Below are 19,629 nucleotides of genomic sequence, written 5' to 3'. Positions count from 1 at the left end.
CCCTTTCACCGAATGGATATGCGCGCTGAATCTACCTTGGCCCCAGGACGCGCCGAGCCCCCGGTCGGCGCGAGGCGCCGGCCGAGGGCCGCGGGTACGACGTCGCCCTACCGGCGGCAGTCCAGCGCGTCGTAGGCCACCGTGGTCGTGCGGGTCAGGTCAGTGCCCCGCACCGTGCCGACGACGGTCACCTCACCGGCGGGAATCCTGGTCCGCCCCGGCACCAGGATCCGCGTGACCGACTTGCCGGGCGCCACCTTCGGCACACTGCGCGACCCGTACGGCGTAGTGATCCGCAGGCTGATCGTGCTGTCGCCGGTGTTGCCGACCTTCACGGGCAGCAGCACCAGCGGACCCGCGCATTGCGCAACCGCGGTGACGGAGACCGACAGAGGCGGCGCCTCCCCGAAGACCGCGACCAGCGACCGGTCGGCGTCGAGCACCAGGTCGAGCGTCGGATCGGTGGAGACCACCTCGCCGGACTCGTCCTGCCAGCCGGTGTGGACGAACCCGGTTGCAGGCTCGGCCACGAGCCGCAGGGCGCTGCCCGCCTCGTACCGGCCCGGCTCGGTCTCGTTGCCCACCACACGCACCGCGCCCGATCCCTCGGGCGTGACGCCCAGGGTCAGCGACCGCTGCACCATGTTGATGGCCATCGGGTTGGTGATGGTCACCGGACCACGGCTCGTGGTGCCGTTGTAGCGCATGAGGTTCACGGCGTCGACGGCGCTGGTCACGTCCGCGTCGACCGAGTACCCGCCAGGCCCGAGGTTGTCGGTCCCGACGTTGAACGCCGTCACCGTCGCGCCGTCCCGGGCGACCAAACCGTCGTGACTGCCGTAGGCGAACGTGTTCAGCACCGTCAGCCCCTGGGCGCCGTCGGCCTGCACGAGCACCTCCCGCTGCCGCGCGACGCCGTCGATCACCTGCGCGAAGAGGTTGTCCCCCTCCACCCAGCCCGGCAGCCCGTAGGCCACACGGGTGATCACGTTGCCGTTGGAGAGCACGTTCTCGATCGTGCCGCCCTCGTTGGCCCCGGCGCGCACGCCGTGGGCGAAGTACAGGCCGACGATCCGGCGCGCGAGGAACCCGTCCGCCGCGTCCGTCATGTCGATCCCGTTCCACGCGTTGGTCAGGCCGACGTTCACCGCGTAGGTGCCCGGGGCGTCCCCGCGCACGGCGTAGGGGTAGGCGACCACCCCGTCGTCGGACGCCGGGTTGTTCTCCGGGTGGAACACCCGCAGGCCCCGGACCCCGGCGTCCTCGCCCGCGAGGGTAATGAACGCTGGCGCCGTGTCGGCGGCCGGGTCGTCGACGGCGGTGCGGCCGTCGTACGCCATGAGCACCGTGCCGCCGCTCAGCTCCAGGGAGTCGCGGTTCGCGACGCCCGCCGAGCCGCGCAGCTCCACCCCTTCCGGGACGGTGAGCCGGCCCCGCACGGTGTACCAGCCCGCGGGCAGGTAGACGACGCCGCCCCCGGCGTCCGCCGTGTCGTCGAGCGCGGCCTGGATGTCCGCCGTGGCGTCCACGGCCGAGAACTGACCCGGGGTGCGCGGCACGTCGTACGGCGCCGCGGTGACGTCGACCAGGTGCTCGGCCGGACGCGGGGCGGTCACCGGCTCCGGCACGGCGGGGACGCCGTCCTCGGGGCCGGCCAGGACGTGCACTATGCCCTCGCTGGGGCCGCTCGTCGTGGTGTCCGTGAGCTTGACGTACGCGGCCGAGAGGTTGCGGACGGACGCGACCGAACCCTCCAGCGTGGAGGATGCGAACGCGGTGCCCCACCGGCCGTCGGCCTGGTCTACCTGCACGGCGACGTCCGTGTCCCGGATGTCGGCGTTGATGAACGAGCCCGTGAACTCGGCCCGCTGACCCCGCACGATGTGGATGCCGAACCTGTAGTCCGACGCCCCGATGTCCGTGAACTCGTCCCACTCCAGGTCACCGAGCACAAAGCCGGTGCCGTTGGCGCGGGTCCAGGCGTCGAGCACGGCACGGTCCGGTGCGTTGTAGTCCGCGCCGACCCCCGCCCACACGCCGTTGTCGAACGTGACGTCCTGCCACGTGCCGACGTCGGCTCCGTTGTACGCCTCCACGCCGATGAACAGCGCGGTGCCGGTCACGTCGCGGACGTTCGCGATCTCGTGCACCTGCGACCCGGGCCCGGACTCACCCCGGTCGTGGGCCATGGTGGACACCCCGATGCCGCGATAGGAGTTCAGCATCGTCACGTGCTCGATGCTGCTCATCATGTAGTTGTGCTCGCCCTGCCAGGCGCGGCCGGGGATCTCGAACGTGAACCCGTAGGGCACCGGCTCGGCGGCGTCCTGCCCCGGGTAGTAGGTGGTCACGCCGATCACGCCGGCGTTGCCGCCGATGCGGAACAGGCTCGGCCCGTCGTCCCCAGAGGGCAGGTCGGCGACGACGACGGTGCCCTCCAGCGGGTCGCCGTCCGGCGTCAGTGCGGCGTCCGGGTGGTCGCCGCGCAGGGTGCAGTGGGCGCCGACCTCCAGGGTCCCGGTGACGCGGTAGGTCCCCGCGGGGAGCCACACCGTGCCACCGGTCGTGTCCTCGCAGGCGTACAGCGCGGCCTGGATCGCCGCCGTGGAGTCCTCGACGCCGGTCGGGTCAGCCTGGAACTCGGTGCCGGGCTCGGTGACCACGTGCTCGGCCACCACCACGTCCTCGGTCGGGAAGACGGTCTCCACGATCCTTGGGTTCACGTCGGTGGGGAGCGTGAGCCGCACCTCCAGGGACCGCAGGCTGAAGACGGAGTGCTGCGTCGCGTACCGCGTCAGCTCCAGGCGCACGTACCGCGCGTCGACGGGCTCGAACCGCGTGCGGACGGGGTGCCCGCCGAGGGCGCCCGCGCTGGCCACCTCGGTGAACGCCGACCCGTCGGTGGAGACCTCGATGCCGTACACGTTCGCGTAGTCCCCCGGCCAGCGGGCCAGGACCTCGTTGAACCGGGTGACCTCGCCGAGGTCGAGCTGCACCCAGTCGGCGCCGGCGTCGCGGGCCGAGGTCCAGTAGGAGCCGTCGTCGCCGTCGGTCAGCGCGCCCGGGCTGCCTTCACTGGTGCTCCCGGCGGTCGCCGCGGCGCCCCGGGCCAGGTCGGTGCTGCGCTCCAGGGCGAGGAACTGCTCCAGCGCGACCTCCAGGTCGTCGATCGCGGCGTCGGCTTCCTCCCCCGTGGCGTTCTCGTCGTCGACGACGGCCTGCGCCGCGTCGATCGCTTCCTGGAGGGTGGCCCTCGATCCGGCCGGGTACTGGCCGTCCCGGTTGCCCTCGCGGGCGGCGTCGTGGGCCACGTCGGCCTGGCGGACCAGACGGCGCAGGGCCAGGGTCGGGTCGACCTCGACGGGGATGCCGGTCACTGCGATGCGGTCGAAGCGGACGTCCGTCGGCGAGTCCTCCACCGAGACGCGGAAGTCCGAGCCGTTGGACCGGTCCGTCAGGATCGCGTCCTCCAGCAGCCAGCTGTGGCCGGCCCAGCCGCCGCCGGCCGGGAGGTTGATGGTGCTCGACCGCTTGAACCGCTCCGGGATCGTCTCGCCCGGCGAGTCGTACTGCAGGAACATGTTGCCGCCCGCGTCCTGCGTCACCACGTCCACCAGCACGCGGTCCGTGGTGTTCAGCAGGTAGGTCGAGGCGACGTTCGCGTAGACGAACGAGGTGCCTGCGGCCTTGCCCGTCTGCCAGTAGCCGCGGTCCCCGTCGGTGCCGGTGACCAGGCCCCCGGTCTGGTCACCCGCCCGTACCGCGATGCCGTTCTCCGCGACACCAGGGCCGAGGTCGACGCTCACCCCCTGGGCCACCAGCCGCAGCCCGGCCACGGTCAGCTCCCCGTCGCCCGACGGCGCGAGAGCGATCTCGGTGTCGTCCGCGCCGGCACGCAGGGTCCCGGCGGACAGGGAGACGACGGTGCTCGTCCAGCCGTCGCCGTCCGCGTCCGGCTCGGCCGTCCCGGCGAGCTCGACGGGGGTGCCGTCGGCCGCGGCCGTCGTCACCGTCGGGGCCACCGCTACCTGGTGGTCCACCACCAGGTACCCGGCCCGGCCCGCGAGGCGGGCAAGGTAGTCGTCCGCGACGTCGACGACGAAGCGCTCCGCGCCCGCCCCCGCGTCGGTGCGCCAGTACGCCCGGCCGGCGGCCTCGCCGACCTCCTGCGCGCCCGCCGTCGGTGCGGCGGCGGTCTCGATCCCGTGGGAGCGAACCTGGGCGCCAAGGTCGGCCCCCACACCCAGCGGATACCGGTCGACGTCGACCGCCGCGGCCTCAACCACAGGTTCGGCCGCCGCCGGTGCGGCAGCCGTCGTCGTACCCACCGCCGGTGCGACGCCGGGTACCGGCGGACCGGTTCGTGGCGCTGCGGCGCTCGCCAGCGCCCCACCGGTGACCAGGGCGAGCGCGGCGACGGTAGCCGTCGCGGCGCGCCCAGCGTGTCTGATTCCTCTGCGCAGTTCCATCCTCAACACCTTTGTCTCGGAGCTTGACCGGATGTTCCGTCGGGCAGCTGCCGGATTCCCGGCCGCCGCTCGTGTTGCTGCTACTGCCACGACTGCTACTGCCAGGAGCGGATGCCCTGGGCGGCCGGGCCGTTCGCCAGGGGCGCGCCGAGCAGTCCCAGCCCCGTGACGGCCGCGGCACCCGCGATCCCACCGAGGACGGCGCGCCGGCTGACTGCCCGCGCCGAGTCGATCCGTTCCGTTGCCATCCGAGTTCTCCCTTGATCTCGTTGACCGCTGATCGTCGTGACCGCGCCCGGCAAGGCGGCAGCGCCATTGCCCGCTTCGAACGGAATAAAACCATATGTGTTACTAAATTGCTACCCCCTGCCGTCGGCAAAAAGTTAGGGCTCCAGCACCGCCTTGACGAAGCCCGCGGGCCGTTCGCGGAAGAGCTCGTAGGCGTCGTCCAGACCGTCGAGCCCAAGCCGGTGCGTCACGAGCGGCTCGAACGTGACCTCGCGCGCGGCCATGAGCGCGAGCCCCTGCCGCAGTGCGGCCCGCTGCCGGCCACGGTCCGCGCTGAACCCGTTGACGATCGTCACCGAGCGGTACCAGAGCTCGACGTCGAGGTCGCGGCGGCCGTCGTGGTGGTAGCCGCCGACGCAGAGCGTGCCGTGGGCGCGGGTGAGGTCGCCCGCCGCCGCCAGCCCGGCGGCAGTGCCGGTGAACTCGACGACTACGTCGCAGGAGGCCCGTAGGTCGGCAGGCACGACGGCTGGGTCGCCCGTGGAGCCGCTCCCGGCGCCGCTCCCGCCGTCGGGCAGCACAAACGTGGCATCCGCGCCGACCCGGGCCGCGATCTCCAGGCGGGCGGGATCGACGTCGAGCGCGAGCACCTCGGCCGCGCCTGCGGCGCGGACCACCTGGGTCGCCACGAGACCCATGAACCCCGTCCCGAAGACGGCGACGCGCGCCCCCGCACGGATCCCGCTGCGGGACACGGCCTCGACGACGCACGCGAGCGGCTCGCCGAGCGCCGCCCAGGACGGCACGTTCGCGGGTACGGGCTCGAGGTCGCGGCTCGGCACGGCGACGAGCTCCGCGAAGGCCGGGTGGGCGAACCCGGTGACCCGGTCCCCGACCTGCCAGCCGTAGACGTCGCTCCCCCAGCCCACGACCTCGCCGGACAGCTCGTGCCCGATGCGGGCCGGCGATCCGCCGTCGTGCCCCGTCCAGACCGGTCGCTCCGACGCGCAGACGCCTAAGGAGAGGGTGCGGACCAGCACCTCGCCGGGTCCGGGCTCGGGCTCGGGCGCTTCGACGACGCGGGAGGTCCGCGGGCCGACGATCTCGACGACCCTCATCACTCGCCCGGCTCCACCACTGTGCCCCGCTCCGTCGCCACAGCCCGCTCCGTCGCCGCACCCCACTCCTTCGCCACCGCCCGGCGCGCGAGCACTACCGCCCCGGCGACCGGCGGCTCGGTCAGCACAACGACGTCGAACCCTGGCGCCCGGCGGCCGAGCGCCTGCGTGAACGCCTCGCGGAGGCGGCGCTGCGCCGTCAGCACTCCCCCGGCGACCACCACCGTCGACCCGGCCGCGCCGCGGTAGACGAGGCCGCCCACAAGCTCCGCCAGCGCGGCACCGCCCGCGGTCACCACCGATCGGGCGACGGACGAGCCGGCGTCGGCCGCCTGGAAGACGACGGGCGCGTGCTCGCCCCACCGTTCGACGCCGCCGTCCCAGCTCATCCGGGCGGCGAGCTCGACGAGGTCGCTCACCCCGAACGACGCGCAGAGCCGTGGTTCGAGGTTGTCGCGGGCCGCGCCCGCGTCGGCGCGCACCATGAGGGCGCGCGCGGCCTCGCGCACCAGCGCGGAGGCCGAGCCCTCGTCGCCCAGGACCCAGCCCCAGCCACCCGCGGACAGGTAGGCGCCGGTAGTCGCCTGCCGCCCGACGGCGACCGAGCCCGTGCCCGCGATCAGGCCGATCCCGGCGTCGAGCCCGGCCGCGGGGACGAGCAGCTCGGCATCGTTGACCACCGTGCACGGCAGGCCGAGCACGGGCTCAAGCTGCGCGGCGAGGTCGGCGCAGTGCTCGGGGGTCTCGCACCCGTGCGCGCCGACGGCCACATGAGCGACAGGGCCGGCGGTGCCGCCGGAGCCAGCAGAGCCAGCAGGATGCGTTGCGGCCGCGCGTGCGACGGCGGCGTCGACGTGCGGGGCGAGCCAGCGCGCCGCCCGGCTGGCCGACCGGGCCGGCCAGCCCTCCGACGGCACGATGAGGTCGACGAGGGTGGTCCCGTCGTCGTCGACCCGCAGGTGCGACTTGGTGCCGCCGACGTCGATGCCCACGACGAGCGTCATCCGACGGGCTCGCTGACCTTGGTGTCGTCGTGCTCGAAGACAAAGTCCTCGATGGCGACCCCGCGCAGGTCCGCGAGCGTACCCGCGAGCGCCTGCAGCAGGACGGTCTCGAGGACCACGCGCACGGGTTCGGTGGCCTCGGGCAGCCGCACGACGTGCAGCGGGCCTTCGGCGGCGACGTCCGCACTCGTCAGGAGCAGGGTGGGATGGCCGGCGGCGGCGAGGCTGCGGGCGAGCCGGACCTCCCGGTCGGCGCCGAGGACCACGTGGAGGGTGCCGCCGGCCGACTCCATCTCGCCGTGCAGGTAGTTGCGGGTCACTACGGCGGAGCTCGGGATCCGGCAGACCTCGCGGAGCAGGAGCGCGCCCGACTCCGAGGCGGCGCGCGAGGCGCCGGAGGCGACGACGTCGGCGGCGATCGCGGGCGTCCCGGACGCCGGGTGGGTGGCGAGGTCGGCGACGGCGGCGATCACGGGTGCCGCCTCTTCCTCCAGGTGCCGCACCGCCGTGCTGATCCCGTGCCACTCGGTGTGGGCCGCGTCGACGCTCGCGCCCGAGGTGGCGCGGGCGAGCATGGTGAGGCCGATCAGGGTGCCGGTGTAGCCGATGGTCGAGGCGTAGCTGTCGGGCTCGGAGCCGAGGTCGACGGCCCGGGGTCCGGCGACCTCGGCGAGCGCGCTCCCCGCGACGTTCGTCAGCGACCAGCGCCGCTCGGCGGGCCAGGCGCTCACGGCGGCGATGGTCTCGGGGCTGCGCCCGGACTGGGAGATGCCGACGACGGCGCGTGCGGACCCCACACCGCCGGGGACCACCTCGGAAGCGATCTCCCGGCGGGCGGGCAGTCCCGCGGCGGCGAGCAGCCGGACGGGCAGGGCGGCCGCGGCGTAGCTGGCGCCCATGCCGAGGAAGAGGGGGCCTGCTCCGGTGGTGTCCAGCGCACCGCCGCTGAGGCCGGCGAGCTGGTCCGCGACGCGCGCGGCCGCCCGCACGAGCGCTTCGGGCTGCCCTTCGCGGGCCACGCGGTAGTCGATCCGTCGAGCAGACATGTCAGCCTTCCTGTCGGGGTGCTCCCGCCCGCTGCGTGGAGGAACCACTAGAAACATCTAGGTACAGAACCAAGACCAATATAGACCACGGGTGCAGACGGCTGTGCCGAGAGGCAGTGCTCGGAAACGGGCAGCGACGGGCAGAGCCGAGCCCGGCCGGGAAGGGCCTCAGCCCTGCCGGTGTCCGTTCGCCCGGGCGAACGTCGTGTGCAGCCGGTAGCGGTCGCCGCGGTAGGTGATCGTCGTGATGAGCACCGGGCGGCCCGACTGGTCCTCGAGCGTCTGGCGCATGACCAGCACGGGGTCCCCCACGGCTAGGCCGAGCGGTGCCGCGTGCTCGGCGCTGCTCCCCCGGGCCTCGATCATGGAGTCGGCCTGCACCGGCGCGACCCCGCGGGTGGCGAGCTCCGCCAGGAGCGACGCGGAGCTGCTGAAATCGACGTCGTCGAGGCCGGCTGCCAGGGACAGCGGTACGCGCGAGTCGTCGACGCCGATGGGGACGCCGTCGAGCAGGCGTACCCGGACCAGGTGGAAGATGTCGGTGCCGGCGACGACGCCGAACTCCTCCGCCTCGTCCAGGGACGCGGCTCGCACCACGGCGGTCAGCACCTGCGACGTGGGCTCCAGGCCCTTGCGGCGCGCCGTCTCCGTGAACGACTCAAGGGTGTTGGGCCACTCGGGCGCCGACTGCTGGGCGGCGACGTACCAGCCGCGCCCGTGGGACGAGCGCAGCACACCCTCCTCCACCAGCTGCTGCAGGGCCTTGCGCAGGGTCACGCGGCTGACGCCGAGCTGCAGGCAGAGCTCACGCTCCGCGGGGAGCCGGCGGCTGGCGGGCAGGGCGCCGTCGACGACCTGCGCGCGGATGATGTTCGCGGCCTGGACCCACAGCGGATCGGGGTCGTCTGCCGCCGACACCGTCGACCTCGCCATGTCCGGTACCTCTCGTGAACGATATGTCACACCCATCAACCCTTTTCGTGAATATACCGGCTCACCTGCCGCGAGACCCGGCTGTGCGGCCCGTGTCACCCGACCGGTGCCCGGGTGCCGGCCAGGACGTCGAAGGCCTCGTCGAGCGATTCGTCGACCGTCCGCCGCGCCGGGTCGGCGTCGAACCACTCGACGGTCTCGCGCATCCCCGAGGCCACCGTGTATTGCTCCGCGAAGCCGGGCACGAGGTCCCCCAGGCGGGAGCGGTCGTAGAGCACGCTGTGCCGGAAGTCCTCGCGCAGCACCACGTCCATCCACTCGACCACTCGGCCGATGTCCTCGCTCGACCGGTGCACAAGCACCGGCTCGACGCCTGCGGCCCGCGCCACCGCGAGGTGGATCTGGTCCCAGGTGATCAGCTCGGACGACGTCACGTGCACCGCCTCGCCGACGGCGCGCGGGTTGCCGAGCAGCGGCACGAACGCCCGGGCGAAGTCGTCGGCGTGCATGAGGTTCCACAGCGACGTGCCGTCGCCGTGCACGACGACGGGGCGGCACTGGCGCATGCGTTCGACGGCGGTCCACCCGGCGAGCAGCGGCAGCGTGGTGCGGTCGTAGACGTGCGCGGGCCGCACGATGGTCACCGGGAAACCGGTGGTGCGGTGCGCGGCGAGCAGCAGGTCCTCGCACACGATCTTGTTCGCCGGGTACTCGAAGAGCGGGGCGCTCCGGGCCGCCGACTCCCGCAGGGGCAGGACCGCGGCGGGGTGGGCGTACACGGAGCAGGTGGAGATGAACACGTACTGGTCCGTGCGCCCGGCGAAGACCTCCAGGTCGACCGCCACGTCCGACGCCGAGTAGCCGATGAAGCTCGCCACCACGTCGAACCGCTCGTCGCCCAGCACTCCGCGCAACACACCGCGCAGAGCCTCGGCGTCGCGGGCGTCGGCCTCCAGGGCGCGCACCCCATCAGGCGGCGGCCGCTGCCGCGACCGGCCGCGCGTGACGACCGTGACCTCGTGCCCGGCGGTTACCGCCGCCCGTACGCAGGCGGAGCTGATCACCCCGGTGCCGCCGATGAACAGGGTGCGCAGGGCGCTCATCGCGCCACCTCCGGCTCTGTCGTCGTGCGGTGTCCCCAGGCGAGGCCGCGGCCCACGACGTGGTCGTAGGAGCGCCGCAGCGCGTCGAACATGTCCCCGGAGGTGCGGTCGAGCTCGACCACGCACCAGTCGAGGGCGGGGCACGCCGCGATCGCGGGGTCCACGTCGACGGCGCCCTCCCCCAGGGCGACCATCACGTCGTCCATCCCCTGGGCGGGGCCGTCCTTGGCGTGCACGAGGCGCACCCGGTCGCCGAGCCGGCGCACCAGAGCGGCGGGGTCGACGCCGGCTACCGCCACCCAGTACAGGTCGACCTCCAGCACCACCGCCGGGTCGACGGCGTCGAGCAGCTCGTCGTAGACCGTGCGCCCGTCCGTCGTGCCGGTGAACTCGGCGAAGTGGTTGTGGTAGGCGATCGTCATGCCCCGGCGGGCGGCCCGCCGGGCGCCGTCGTCCACCCGGTCCAGCCCCCGCAGGAGCGTGTCGCGCGTGACGAGCTCCTCGGCCTCCAGGCTCCAGGCGAGTGTGTCTACACCCAGCTCCTGGTAGACGTCGAGGGTCCGCTCGCCGTCGTCTCCCGCCGGGAACGGGGCGTGGGCGGAGCAGATCTCCAGGCCGACCTCGTCGGTCAGCGCCCGGAACTCGGCGGGCGTGCGGCCGTACAGGTCGATGGGCTCGACCGCGACGAACCCGATCTCGGCGATCCGGCGGAGCACCCCCGGCAGGTCCTGCCGCGCGAGCGTGTGCACCGACCAGAGCTGGGCCGCGACGGGCGCGATCACCGGGTGCCTCCGGGCCCGATCGAGCGCCCGTTGCCGAGCGGGTACCGGGTCGACCAGGTCTCCACGGCGCTCTCGTCCACACCGCCCGCCCACAGGACCGCCTGGCGCACGAGCTGGCGGAAGTGCGGGCTGCCCCACGCCCGCATGTCGTGGCCGAGCGCGACGTAGCAGACCCGCCCCCGGCCGTGCTCCCGCACGTACACGACCGGCTGGGTGCCGCCGTCGGAGGTGGCCCGCTCCGCGAGGACCGTCACGTCGCTGGTGGTCTCGATGACGTAGTACTCGTCGTCGATCTCGAAGTCGTCCAGATGGGCGAGCACGGGGTGGTCAGATGCGGGGTGCCCAGCCCGTACCTGCTCGGGCAGCAGACGCACGGTGTACCGGCCCTCCGACCCCTGGTCCCCGTGGGAGAGGTACCGGGAGCCCACAAGCTCGTGGGCTACCCGGTCGCCGTCGAGGCCGTCCGGCCCGAAGCCGAAGAGGTTGCTCGCGTGCAGGACCACCAGCCCCTTGCCGGCCGCCACGGCGTCGGCGAGCGCCGTCTGCTGGTCCGGGTCGAGGTGCACGCTGGAGCGGTAGAGCACGTAGACGTCGGCCTCTGCCGTGACGGGCATCGGGTCGACGAACCGGTCGATGCCGACCGCCCGGTCGGCGACCACACCCGCCTCCAGGACGATGTCGCGCAGCGCCTCGGCGGCGCCGAGCAGGTCGTGGTGGACGTCGGTGCCGTCCACCACGACCAGGGCCCGCAGCGGGCGGGAGATCCTCACGCGTCCGCCTCGCCGTACTCGCCCGCGATCTTGTCGCCGCCGTTGCGCTTCCAGGTCGCCACGGCGGTCTGGAGGCTGGAGGCCTGCTCCCGGCCGAGGAACACCGCGGTGATCGCGTCCGTCATCGCTTGTTCGAGCGAGCCGCCCTTGGAGTTCTGGGTGGCGGAGTACAGGTGCTGGGCGGGGTTGCCGGTCAGCAGCGGGATCACGGACTCCTGCCACTCGTAGATGGCGGTGTCGACGCCGGGGGCGCCCTGCGGGTTGCAGAGGATCTGAGGGCCGCCGGCGATGTAGCCGAAGCCGAGGTCCTGCTCGCGCTGGCCCTGCTCGGTGAGGATCGCCACGCCGTCCTCGATCGTGTAGTCGGAGCCCTCGGCGCCGTAGGAGGCGATGAAGGACTCGGCCGAGCCGAACGGTGCCGCGAGCCAGTTCATCACCTTCAGGAAGCGGTCGATGGCCGCGGCGTCGTCGGTCTGCTTGAGCATCGTGATGGCGTACGCGCCGCCGCCGGTCCAGTGGGTGGGGGTGGCGCCGTCGGCCCCGAAGGAGCGCATCATGCCGAAGACGAGCTCCCGGTCGTCGGCGATGATGCCGAACGCCCGGTTGCCGTCGTACGTCATGGCGATCTTGGACGCACGGAACAGCGAGTCGCGCTGCGTCTTGTCCATGGTGGCCGTGTCCGGGTGGAAGTAGCCCGCGGCGTAGAGGGCGGCCATCTCCTCGATCGCCGGGATGAAGTCCGGGTGCTCGTAGGAGGACGTGAACGTGCCGTCCGAGCCGCGCGACCACTTGTTCGGCAGGCCGTGCATCTGGAGCATGAAGTCGGTGATCGGGGAGGCCAGGGCGTACACGCCGGCGGTGGTGTCGGTGAGCGCGGCGAGCGTCTCGGTGAGCTCGTCGAACGACTCCGGGTGCTCGCTCACGCCCGCGGCCTCGAACAGGTCCGACTTGGTGTACATCTGGCCGCCGAAGACCGGGTCGGACTTGGGGACGCCGTAGATGCGCCCGCCCAGGTACCCGTTGAGCCAGGCGTACTCCTGGATGCCCGCGAGGTTCGGATACTTCTTGACCGCGTCGCCCGACAGGTGGTCGGACAGGTCGGTGAACTGCGCGGCCGCGAGCTCGGGCAGCCGCGAGACGTTCATGTAGACCGGTACGGACACGACAGGGGGCAGGTCGTCGGCGGCGACGAGCGCCGGGAACTTCGTGGCGAAGTCCGCGTACGGCACGAGCACCGGCTTGATCTCGAGGTTGAGCTCCTCGTTCAGGGTCTGCCAGTAGGCGTTCTCCTCGACCGGCGGCGCCGGCTGGCCGTAGGTCATGACGAGGAACTCGAACTCTCCGCCGTCGCCGACGGGCTCGGTCACGGTGCGGGCGCCGTCCATCGGGAACGAGCCGTACACGTCCATGAGGCCCTCGGCGTTCCCGGCGAGCAGCGGCGGGGGCTTGACGGGCTCGACGTAGGTGGGCAGCGGAACTGCTGGCCCGCCCGCGGCGGGCGCCGCGCCCCCGCCCGTCGAGCAGGCGGTCAGGACTTGGCTGCCGAACGCCACGACGGCGGCGCCGAACAGGGACCCCTTGAGCAGGGTGCGTCGGGAGACACCGGTGGTGGTGAGGCCGGCGGTGGTGAGGCCGAAAGCGGAACCGCGTTGTTGCGTCATCGTCTCTGGTACTCCTTGGTCTGAGTGCAGGGGTCGGGAGGCACGGCTGGTGGCTGCTCAGCCCTTGACGGCGCCGGTGAGCATTCCCTTGGACATGTGCTTGGTGAGGAAGGGGTACGCGCAGAGGATCGGGACGGTCGCGATGACGACGAGCGCCATCTGGACCGCCTGCTGGGGCGGCATCGCCGCGCCGGGCAGGGGCGAGGAGGTGCTCGTGATGTTGTTCTGGAGCACGAACGAGCGCATGAGCAGCTGCAGGGGCCACATGTTGGAGTCGTTGAGGTAGAGCAGGGGTCCGAAGTAGTTGTTCCAGTAGCCGACGGCGAGGAACAGCCCGACCACCGCGATGGCCGCCTTCGACAGCGGGATCACCACCAACCACAGGACGCGCCACTCGCTGGCGCCGTCGATGCGTGCGGCGTCGAACAGCTCGCTGGGGATGCCCTGGATGAAGCCGCGGATGATGACCACGTTGAACGCGCTCACCGCGGTGGGGATGATCAGCGCCCAGTACGTGTTGAGCATCCCGAGGTTCTTGACCATGAGGTAGACCGGGATCATGCCGGGCCCGAACAGCAGGGTCAGCAGCACAAAGGTCAGCAGCCCGCGCTGGAACAGGGTGCCCCGGCGGCTGAGCCCGTAGGCCGCCAGCACGGTGCAGAACAGGCTGAACGCGGTGCCCACAACCGTGATGCCGACGCTGATGATGATCGAGCGGGTCACCTGCGTGCCGTCGAAGATCTGGCGGTACGCCTCGATCGAGAAGCTCTCGGGCCAGATCACGTAGCCGCCGTTGGCGTCGATGTCGGCCTGGGTGGCCAGGCTCGTGGAGACGACGACGAGGAACGGGAAGATGACCAGCGCGCACAGGATCACGAGCCCGATGCCGCGCAGGACTGTGGTGCCGATCCGGGGTGTGCCCATCCAGGCCGGGCGTTCGATGGCGCTCATCGCTGGTAGATCCCTTCCTCGCCGAGCTTGTGGGCGAGCTTGTTGGCGGCCAGCACGAGGACCAGGGAGACGATCCCCTTGAGCAGGCCCGCCGCGGTGGCCGTGCCCCAGCTCCCGTCGACCACTCCGTTGAAGTAGACGAAGGTGTCGAGGACCTCGGCCGCGCCCGGCCCGACGGCGTCGCGCTGCAGGAGGATCTGCTCGAAGCCCACGGACAGGGAGTCGCCGAGGCGCAGGATGAGCATGAGCACGATGATCGGCCGCATGCCCGGGAGCGTGACGTGCCAGAACCGCCGCCACGGGCCCGCACCGTCGATGGTCGCGGCCTCGTAGAGGTGGCCGTCGATCGCCGCGATGGCCGCGAGAAAGATGATGGTGCCCCAGCCGGCGTCCTTCCAGATGCCCTGGACGGTCAGGAGCAGCTTGAAGGTCTCGGGGTTGGACATGATCTCCAGCGGCGAGATGCCGTGAGTGATCAGGAACCGGTTGAGCACCCCCGCCCCGCCGAACATCTGCTGGAACAGGGCCACGATGATGACCCAGGACAGGAAGTGCGGCAGGTAGATGACCGACTGCACGAACCGCTGCACCGAGGAGCGCAGTACCCCGTTGAGGAACACGGCGAGCAGGATCGGCACGGGGAAGAACAGGATCAGCTGGAGCGCCGTGATCTGCAGGGTGTTGGAGAACGCGCTCCAGAACGCCGGGTCGGAGAACAGCATCGTGAAGTTGTCCAGGCCCACCCAGGACGAGCCCGAGAACCCGAGGAACGGCACGTAGTCCATGAAGGCGATGACGTTGCCGAGCAGCGGGATGTAGGTGAACAGCAGCAGCAGGATGACCGCTGGCGCCACCATGACGAGCATCGGATAGTCGCGCCGCAGCCGGGCGACGAAGCTGACGTGGCGGCGAGGGGGCCGGCCGCTCCGGTTCGATGGGCGAGCCGAATCGCGGGCAGCATTACGGGCGTCGCGGCGGGACGTAGCCGCCCGCCTGGGTGCCGTTGGTGCCTGGTCGAGTGCCACGCTGCCCCTCTCTCTAGGCGGTCCCCTGTCCGATACAAACCAGACAAGACCACTGGTTCGGCGGAACATACCACTGAGTCCAGTTACGTGACAAGAACCCGGGATTACGCCATGGTTGGTCTCATGTTGTCTTATGACTCGTCGGCTGGTTCGTCGCCTGGTTCGGCGGACGCCGACGACGCCGCGGCCCGATACGCCACCCTCCTGCCGACCCCGTCGAGGGTCCTGCCCGGATCCGGCAGCCTCGACGTCGGCGCGGGCCTCGAGGTTCGCGCCGAAGGCCCCGACGCCCGCGAGCTTGAGCACCGAGCAACCCGCGTCGTCGCGCGGCTCGGGCTGGCGGCGGGTGCGGCGCGGTCGGGCACACCGGTGCCGCTGGTGCTCCGGACGGCGGGTGGCGCCTCCTGCGGCTACGTGCTCGACGTCTCCCCCGACGCCGTGACGATCACCGCCACCGTCGTCGAGCACGCGGTCCATGCCCTCACCACGCTGACCCAGCTGCTGCCGCCCTCGGCGCTGCGCGCCGACGGTCTGCCCGCCGGGCCGGTCCACCTCCCGGTCGGCCGCGTCGAGGACTCCCCGCGGTACGGGTGGCGCGGTGCGATGCTCGACGTCGTGCGGCACTACGCCCCGCCGCGCACCGTGCTGCGCTACGTCGACCTGCTGGCCCTGCACAAGTTCAACCGCCTGCACCTGCACCTGACGGACGACCAGGGCTGGCGCATCAACAGCGAGCGCTTCCCCCGGCTCGCCGAGGTCGGCGGGTGGCGGCCGTCCACCCGGCTCGGACCCACGGGCGAGCCGGACCACACGCCCCACGGCGGCGTCTACTCCCTGGCCGACCTCGCCGAGATCGTGCGCTACGCCCGCGAGCGCGGCATCGACGTGGTCCCCGAGATCGATGTGCCCGGGCACACCTCGGCGCTCCGGGCCGCGTATCCCGAGCTCGGGCAGCCGGGCGTCGAGCACACCGTGCAGGACACGGTCTGGGCCGGCGGCTCGTCGATCCGCCCGACCCGGGACGTCGCGGCGTTCCTCGTCGAGGTGCTGGACGAGCTCGTGGAGGCCACCGGCGTACGGTACGTGCACCTGGGCGGCGACGAGTGCGACATGTCGTGGTGGGCCGGCGACCCGCAGGTCGCGGCCGAGATGGCGGAGCACGGGTACACGGAGCCGAAGCAGATGCACGGCCACCTCCTACGTACCCTCGCCGCCCACCTCGCCGGCCGCGGTGTGCGTGCCGTCGTCTGGGACGAGGGGCTGCTCACGGGCGGCGTGCTGCCGGACACCGTCGTCATGGCCTGGCGGGGCGAGAAGGCGTCGGCGCGTGCGGCCCGCACGCACGACGTCGTGCGGGCACCGCTGTTCCCCACGTACTTCAACTTCGACCAGTCCGACGACCCCGCCGAGCCGCGCTCCGAGGGCGGTCCGGTGACGATCGCCGACGTCGCCGCGTTCGCTCCCGTTCCCGACGACTGGGACGACACCCAGCGCGACCATGTGCTGGGCGGGCAGTTCCAGATCTGGTCCGAGTGGGTGCCGGACGAGCGGCGCATCGACTACCTCGCGTTCCCCCGCGCGTGCGCGCTCGCCCAGGTGCTGTGGAGCGGCCCGGTGGGCGACCTCGACGCCCTGACGACCCGGATCGCCGCCCACCTGCCCCGCCTCGACGCGCTCGGTGTGGCCTACCGCCCGCTGGCCGGCCCCCATTCCTGGCAGACCGGCGGCGAGGGCGTGTGGCGGCGCACGGCGTCGGGCACCATCAATCAGACCCGCGCGTGGGTCGAGTCGATCTCCGACGAGCCGTAGGAAGCAGACCATGACGAACGCAGCGGGAGCCCACCGGACCGAGGTCCTGGCCAACCATCTCGGCTACACGACGGGTGGCTCCAAGAAGGTGGTGGTGGCGACCACGGCACCCGTCGAGGTCTTCTCGGCCCGGCTGGTCGGCGGCCCGGGTGGGCCGGGTGGGCCGGACGGGATCGTTGACGGGATCGATGACGGGATCGGTGCGGTACAGCTCGACGTCGGCACCGACACCCGCATAGGCGGCTGGACCACCGGCACCTACCGCCGTATCGACCTCCCGGCCGGCCTGCCCGAAGGCAGCTACCGCGTGGACGTCGAGACGTCGTCGGGCACCGCCTCCTCGCGGACCTTCGCCATCGGCGACCACCGCCTGCAGTACTCGACCGTCTCGGACGTCGTCGCCTACTTCCGGTCCGTGCGCTCGTCCGGCGAGATCGACCGCAAGGACCGCCACGCGCGGTTCTACGACGACACCTCCGGCCGTGAGGTCGACGCCCGCGGCGGCTGGCTGGACGCCTCCGGCGACTTCAGCAAGTTCCTCAGCCACCTCACCTACACGCGGATGATGAGCCCGCAGCAGATCCCGCTGTGCGCCTGGGCCCTGCTGGCCGCCCGTGACGAGCTGGAGCGCCGCCACCCCGAACTCTGGCGGGCCCAGGGTTACCGCCTGCGAGACGAGGGGCTGTTCGGCGCCGACTTCCTGGTGCGTTTCCAGGACCCCGAGGGCTTCTTCTACACGGGGATCTTCGACGCGCTCACGAAGAACCTCGACGAGCGGGTCATCAACGCCCCGCTGCAGAACAGCGTGCGCACCCAGCGCTGGCAGGCGGCCTACCGGCACGGGGGCGGGCTGGCGATCGCGGCGCTGGCCCGGGCCTCGACTCTGGACGACGACGGCGACGACTACACGCGCCCGCAGTACCTCGCCGCCGCGCTCCGCGGGTTCGAGCACCTGGAGGCGCACAACACCGAGTACCTGTTCGACGGCCAGGAGTCCGTCATCGACGACTACTGCGCGCTGCTCGCGGCCACGGAGCTCGTCGCGGCGCTGCGCGCGTCGGGTGGCGACAGCGGTGGCGGCTTGGTCGAGCAGGCCGCGCGCCGCCGCGCGGCGTCGCTCCGGGCGCGCTATCGCGAGGACGACGGCGGCGTGGGCTACCTGCTGGGCGACGTCGAAGGCCGGCCGTTCTTCCACGCCGCGGAGACCGGCCTGCCCGTGGTGGCTCTGCTGCGGTTCGCCGAGGTGCTCGGCGAACCAGCCGGCGTCAACGAGGAGACGACGGCGGCGCGGCGCACCGCGCTCGACCTCGCCCTGGCCACCGCGGCGCGCGTCGACGCCGTCCCCAACCCGTTCGGCTACCTGCGGCAATACGTCCAGCCCACGGGCGACGAGCCCCGGAACGCGTTCTTCTACCCGCATAAGAACGAGACCGGCTACTGGTGGCAGGGGGAGAACGCGAACATCTCCTCGGTCGCCTACGCGGCGAGCCGGTGCGCGGACCTCGACATCTGCCCCGAACCGGACCGCGAGCGCCTGCGCAAGCTCGCCGACGACCTGGTGCACTGGGTGACCGGGCTCAACCCGTTCGACACGTCGATGCTGCAGGGCCGCGGCTTCCACAATGCCGAGTACTCGACGGCGTTCCAGAACGTGCCCGGCGGCATCCTCAACGGCATCACCAGCGGGTTCGACGACGAGGACGACATCGCCTTCCTTCCCGAGGGTCCGGCGGCGGCCGGGGACTCCTGGCGGTGGGCGGAGCAGTGGATCCCGCACACGGGCTGGTTCCTGCTCGCCGTGTCGGCGGCACGATGAGCGGCGCGATGAGTGGTGCGGGGGGCCAGGTGAGCGGAACGCCAAGCGGTCCGGCGAGCGGTCCGGCGAGCGGCGCGGCGAGCGACCCGGCGAGCGGCGCGGCGAGCGGTCCGGCGAGCGGCGCGGCGAGCGGTCCGGTCATCCGGGGATTCGAGCCGTTCGACCTGCCGGGGATGTACGAGGTCTGCCTGCGGACCGGTGACTCCGGCCGGGACGCGACTGCGCTGTACCGGGACCCGTACCTGCTCGGGCACGTGTACGCCGGCCCGTACCCGGTGGCGGACCCGAGGCTCACGTTTGTCCTGGCCGACAGCCTCGGCGTCGCCGGGTACGTGGTCGCCACTGCCGACACCATGGCCTTCGAGCGCTGGCTCGAAAGCTCGTGGTGGCCCGTGCTGCGGGCCCAGCACCCGCGGTCCCAGGCGGTCGACCCGGGTGACGGGACGCAGGACTGGCAGCGGGTCGCGCACCTGCACGACGCGGGGGTGACCGAGGACGAGCTCTACGAGCGGTATCCCGCGCACCTGCACATCGACCTGCTGCCGCGGGCCCAGGGCGCCGGCACGGGCCGCCGGCTGATGGAGACGCTGCTCGCTGCCCTGCGTGAGCGCGGGGTGCCGGGGGTCCACCTCGGCGTCGGCTCCGGCAACCCGGGCGCCCGAGCGTTCTACCTGCGCATCGGCTTCCACGAGGAGCGCGTGGCCGGTTGGGGCTCCACCATGGCGCTGGACCTCCGCCCACCCACACTGCACCACTGACTCGGCAAGCCACGTTCGGCGAGTCAGTGGTGCAGTCCGACCACCTCACTGACTCGGCGAGCCACGTTCGGCGAGTCAGTGGTGCAGTCCGACCACCTCACTGACTCGGCGAGCCACGTTCGGCGAGTCAGTTGGGTGGTATCTCCGGGGCGCTGA

Annotated in this window: 15 protein-coding genes; 3 read left to right on the top strand and 12 right to left on the bottom strand. The window is 72.3% G+C overall.

What is annotated here, in order from left to right:
• Positions 1-107: 107 nt before the first annotated feature.
• The 12 genes from AB1046_RS03800 to AB1046_RS03745 form a co-directional block, all read right to left on the bottom strand.
• A complete protein-coding gene (locus tag AB1046_RS03800) occupies positions 108-4,469 on the bottom strand; it encodes a discoidin domain-containing protein (protein ID WP_369372487.1) in 4,362 nt (1,453 codons plus the stop codon).
• A gap of 95 nt (positions 4,470-4,564) precedes the next feature.
• Positions 4,565-4,717 (bottom strand): hypothetical protein, encoded by a 153-nt coding sequence (locus AB1046_RS03795; RefSeq protein ID WP_369372485.1) that lies wholly within the window; start codon positions 4,715-4,717, stop codon positions 4,565-4,567.
• A gap of 135 nt (positions 4,718-4,852) precedes the next feature.
• Positions 4,853-5,815, bottom strand: coding sequence for a zinc-binding dehydrogenase (locus tag AB1046_RS03790; RefSeq protein ID WP_369372483.1), 963 nt, complete (start codon positions 5,813-5,815; stop codon positions 4,853-4,855).
• Positions 5,815-6,819 carry an N-acetylglucosamine kinase gene (locus AB1046_RS03785; RefSeq protein WP_369372481.1) on the bottom strand — a complete coding sequence of 335 codons (1,005 nt, stop codon included), beginning with the start codon at positions 6,817-6,819 and terminating at the stop codon, positions 5,815-5,817. The genes AB1046_RS03790 and AB1046_RS03785 overlap by 1 nt, the downstream gene beginning before the upstream one ends.
• Positions 6,816-7,865 carry an SIS domain-containing protein gene (locus AB1046_RS03780; RefSeq protein WP_369372479.1) on the bottom strand — a complete coding sequence of 350 codons (1,050 nt, stop codon included), beginning with the start codon at positions 7,863-7,865 and terminating at the stop codon, positions 6,816-6,818. Before AB1046_RS03780 ends, AB1046_RS03785 begins: the two co-directional genes overlap by 4 nt.
• 168 nt (positions 7,866-8,033) lie before the next feature.
• A complete protein-coding gene (locus tag AB1046_RS03775) occupies positions 8,034-8,798 on the bottom strand; it encodes a GntR family transcriptional regulator (protein ID WP_369372477.1) in 765 nt (254 codons plus the stop codon).
• A gap of 95 nt (positions 8,799-8,893) precedes the next feature.
• Positions 8,894-9,901, bottom strand: coding sequence for an NAD-dependent epimerase/dehydratase family protein (locus tag AB1046_RS03770; RefSeq protein ID WP_369372475.1), 1,008 nt, complete (start codon positions 9,899-9,901; stop codon positions 8,894-8,896).
• The gene (locus AB1046_RS03765) at positions 9,898-10,683 is read right to left on the bottom strand and encodes a sugar phosphate isomerase/epimerase family protein (RefSeq protein ID WP_369372473.1); all 786 of its coding nucleotides are present in this window, start codon (positions 10,681-10,683) and stop codon (positions 9,898-9,900) included. Before AB1046_RS03765 ends, AB1046_RS03770 begins: the two co-directional genes overlap by 4 nt.
• Positions 10,680-11,453 (bottom strand): ThuA domain-containing protein, encoded by a 774-nt coding sequence (locus AB1046_RS03760; RefSeq protein WP_369372471.1) that lies wholly within the window; start codon positions 11,451-11,453, stop codon positions 10,680-10,682. The genes AB1046_RS03765 and AB1046_RS03760 overlap by 4 nt, the downstream gene beginning before the upstream one ends.
• A complete protein-coding gene (locus AB1046_RS03755; protein WP_369372469.1) occupies positions 11,450-13,114 on the bottom strand; it encodes a hypothetical protein in 1,665 nt (554 codons plus the stop codon). Before AB1046_RS03755 ends, AB1046_RS03760 begins: the two co-directional genes overlap by 4 nt.
• 57 nt (positions 13,115-13,171) lie before the next feature.
• Positions 13,172-14,065 carry a carbohydrate ABC transporter permease gene (locus tag AB1046_RS03750; protein ID WP_369372467.1) on the bottom strand — a complete coding sequence of 298 codons (894 nt, stop codon included), beginning with the start codon at positions 14,063-14,065 and terminating at the stop codon, positions 13,172-13,174.
• Positions 14,062-14,922, bottom strand: a complete 861-nt coding sequence (locus AB1046_RS03745; protein WP_369372465.1) for an ABC transporter permease — start codon at positions 14,920-14,922, stop codon at positions 14,062-14,064. The genes AB1046_RS03750 and AB1046_RS03745 overlap by 4 nt, the downstream gene beginning before the upstream one ends.
• A gap of 291 nt (positions 14,923-15,213) precedes the next feature.
• Here AB1046_RS03745 and AB1046_RS03740 point away from each other — a divergent pair, with 291 nt between their 5' ends.
• Genes AB1046_RS03740 through AB1046_RS03730 form a run of 3 tightly spaced genes read left to right on the top strand, consistent with a single transcriptional unit; the run spans position 15,214 to position 19,473 of the window.
• On the top strand, positions 15,214-16,899 hold the full coding sequence (locus tag AB1046_RS03740; protein ID WP_369372463.1) for a beta-N-acetylhexosaminidase: 1,686 nt from the start codon (positions 15,214-15,216) through the stop codon (positions 16,897-16,899).
• Between the two features lie 10 nt (positions 16,900-16,909).
• Positions 16,910-18,715, top strand: a complete 1,806-nt coding sequence (locus AB1046_RS03735; protein WP_369372461.1) for a glycoside hydrolase family 9 protein — start codon at positions 16,910-16,912, stop codon at positions 18,713-18,715.
• Positions 18,716-18,744: 29 nt separating this feature from the next.
• Positions 18,745-19,473, top strand: a complete 729-nt coding sequence (locus tag AB1046_RS03730) for a GNAT family N-acetyltransferase (protein WP_369372460.1) — start codon at positions 18,745-18,747, stop codon at positions 19,471-19,473.
• The last annotated feature ends 156 nt before the right edge of the window (positions 19,474-19,629 follow it).

It is taken from the genome of Promicromonospora sp. Populi, from assembly GCF_041081105.1.
GTDB lineage: Bacteria > Actinomycetota > Actinomycetes > Actinomycetales > Cellulomonadaceae > Promicromonospora.
This window is presented reverse-complemented; position numbering and strand designations above follow the sequence as displayed.

What these genes read in the sequence shown, in the direction of transcription:
- AB1046_RS03800 (WP_369372487.1), bottom strand. Translation starts at nt 4,469, where the DNA reads ATGGAACTGCGCAGAGGAATCAGACACGCTGGGCGCGCCGCGACGGCT.
- AB1046_RS03795 (WP_369372485.1), bottom strand. Translation starts at nt 4,717, where the DNA reads ATGGCAACGGAACGGATCGACTCGGCGCGGGCAGTCAGCCGGCGCGCC.
- AB1046_RS03790 (WP_369372483.1), bottom strand. Translation starts at nt 5,815, where the DNA reads ATGAGGGTCGTCGAGATCGTCGGCCCGCGGACCTCCCGCGTCGTCGAA.
- AB1046_RS03785 (WP_369372481.1), bottom strand. Translation starts at nt 6,819, where the DNA reads ATGACGCTCGTCGTGGGCATCGACGTCGGCGGCACCAAGTCGCACCTG.
- AB1046_RS03780 (WP_369372479.1), bottom strand. Translation starts at nt 7,865, where the DNA reads ATGTCTGCTCGACGGATCGACTACCGCGTGGCCCGCGAAGGGCAGCCC.
- AB1046_RS03775 (WP_369372477.1), bottom strand. Translation starts at nt 8,798, where the DNA reads ATGGCGAGGTCGACGGTGTCGGCGGCAGACGACCCCGATCCGCTGTGG.
- AB1046_RS03770 (WP_369372475.1), bottom strand. Translation starts at nt 9,901, where the DNA reads ATGAGCGCCCTGCGCACCCTGTTCATCGGCGGCACCGGGGTGATCAGC.
- AB1046_RS03755 (WP_369372469.1), bottom strand. Translation starts at nt 13,114, where the DNA reads ATGACGCAACAACGCGGTTCCGCTTTCGGCCTCACCACCGCCGGCCTC.
- AB1046_RS03750 (WP_369372467.1), bottom strand. Translation starts at nt 14,065, where the DNA reads ATGAGCGCCATCGAACGCCCGGCCTGGATGGGCACACCCCGGATCGGC.
- AB1046_RS03745 (WP_369372465.1), bottom strand. Translation starts at nt 14,922, where the DNA reads ATGGTGGCGCCAGCGGTCATCCTGCTGCTGCTGTTCACCTACATCCCG.
- AB1046_RS03740 (WP_369372463.1), top strand. Translation starts at nt 15,214, where the DNA reads ATGTTGTCTTATGACTCGTCGGCTGGTTCGTCGCCTGGTTCGGCGGAC.
- AB1046_RS03735 (WP_369372461.1), top strand. Translation starts at nt 16,910, where the DNA reads ATGACGAACGCAGCGGGAGCCCACCGGACCGAGGTCCTGGCCAACCAT.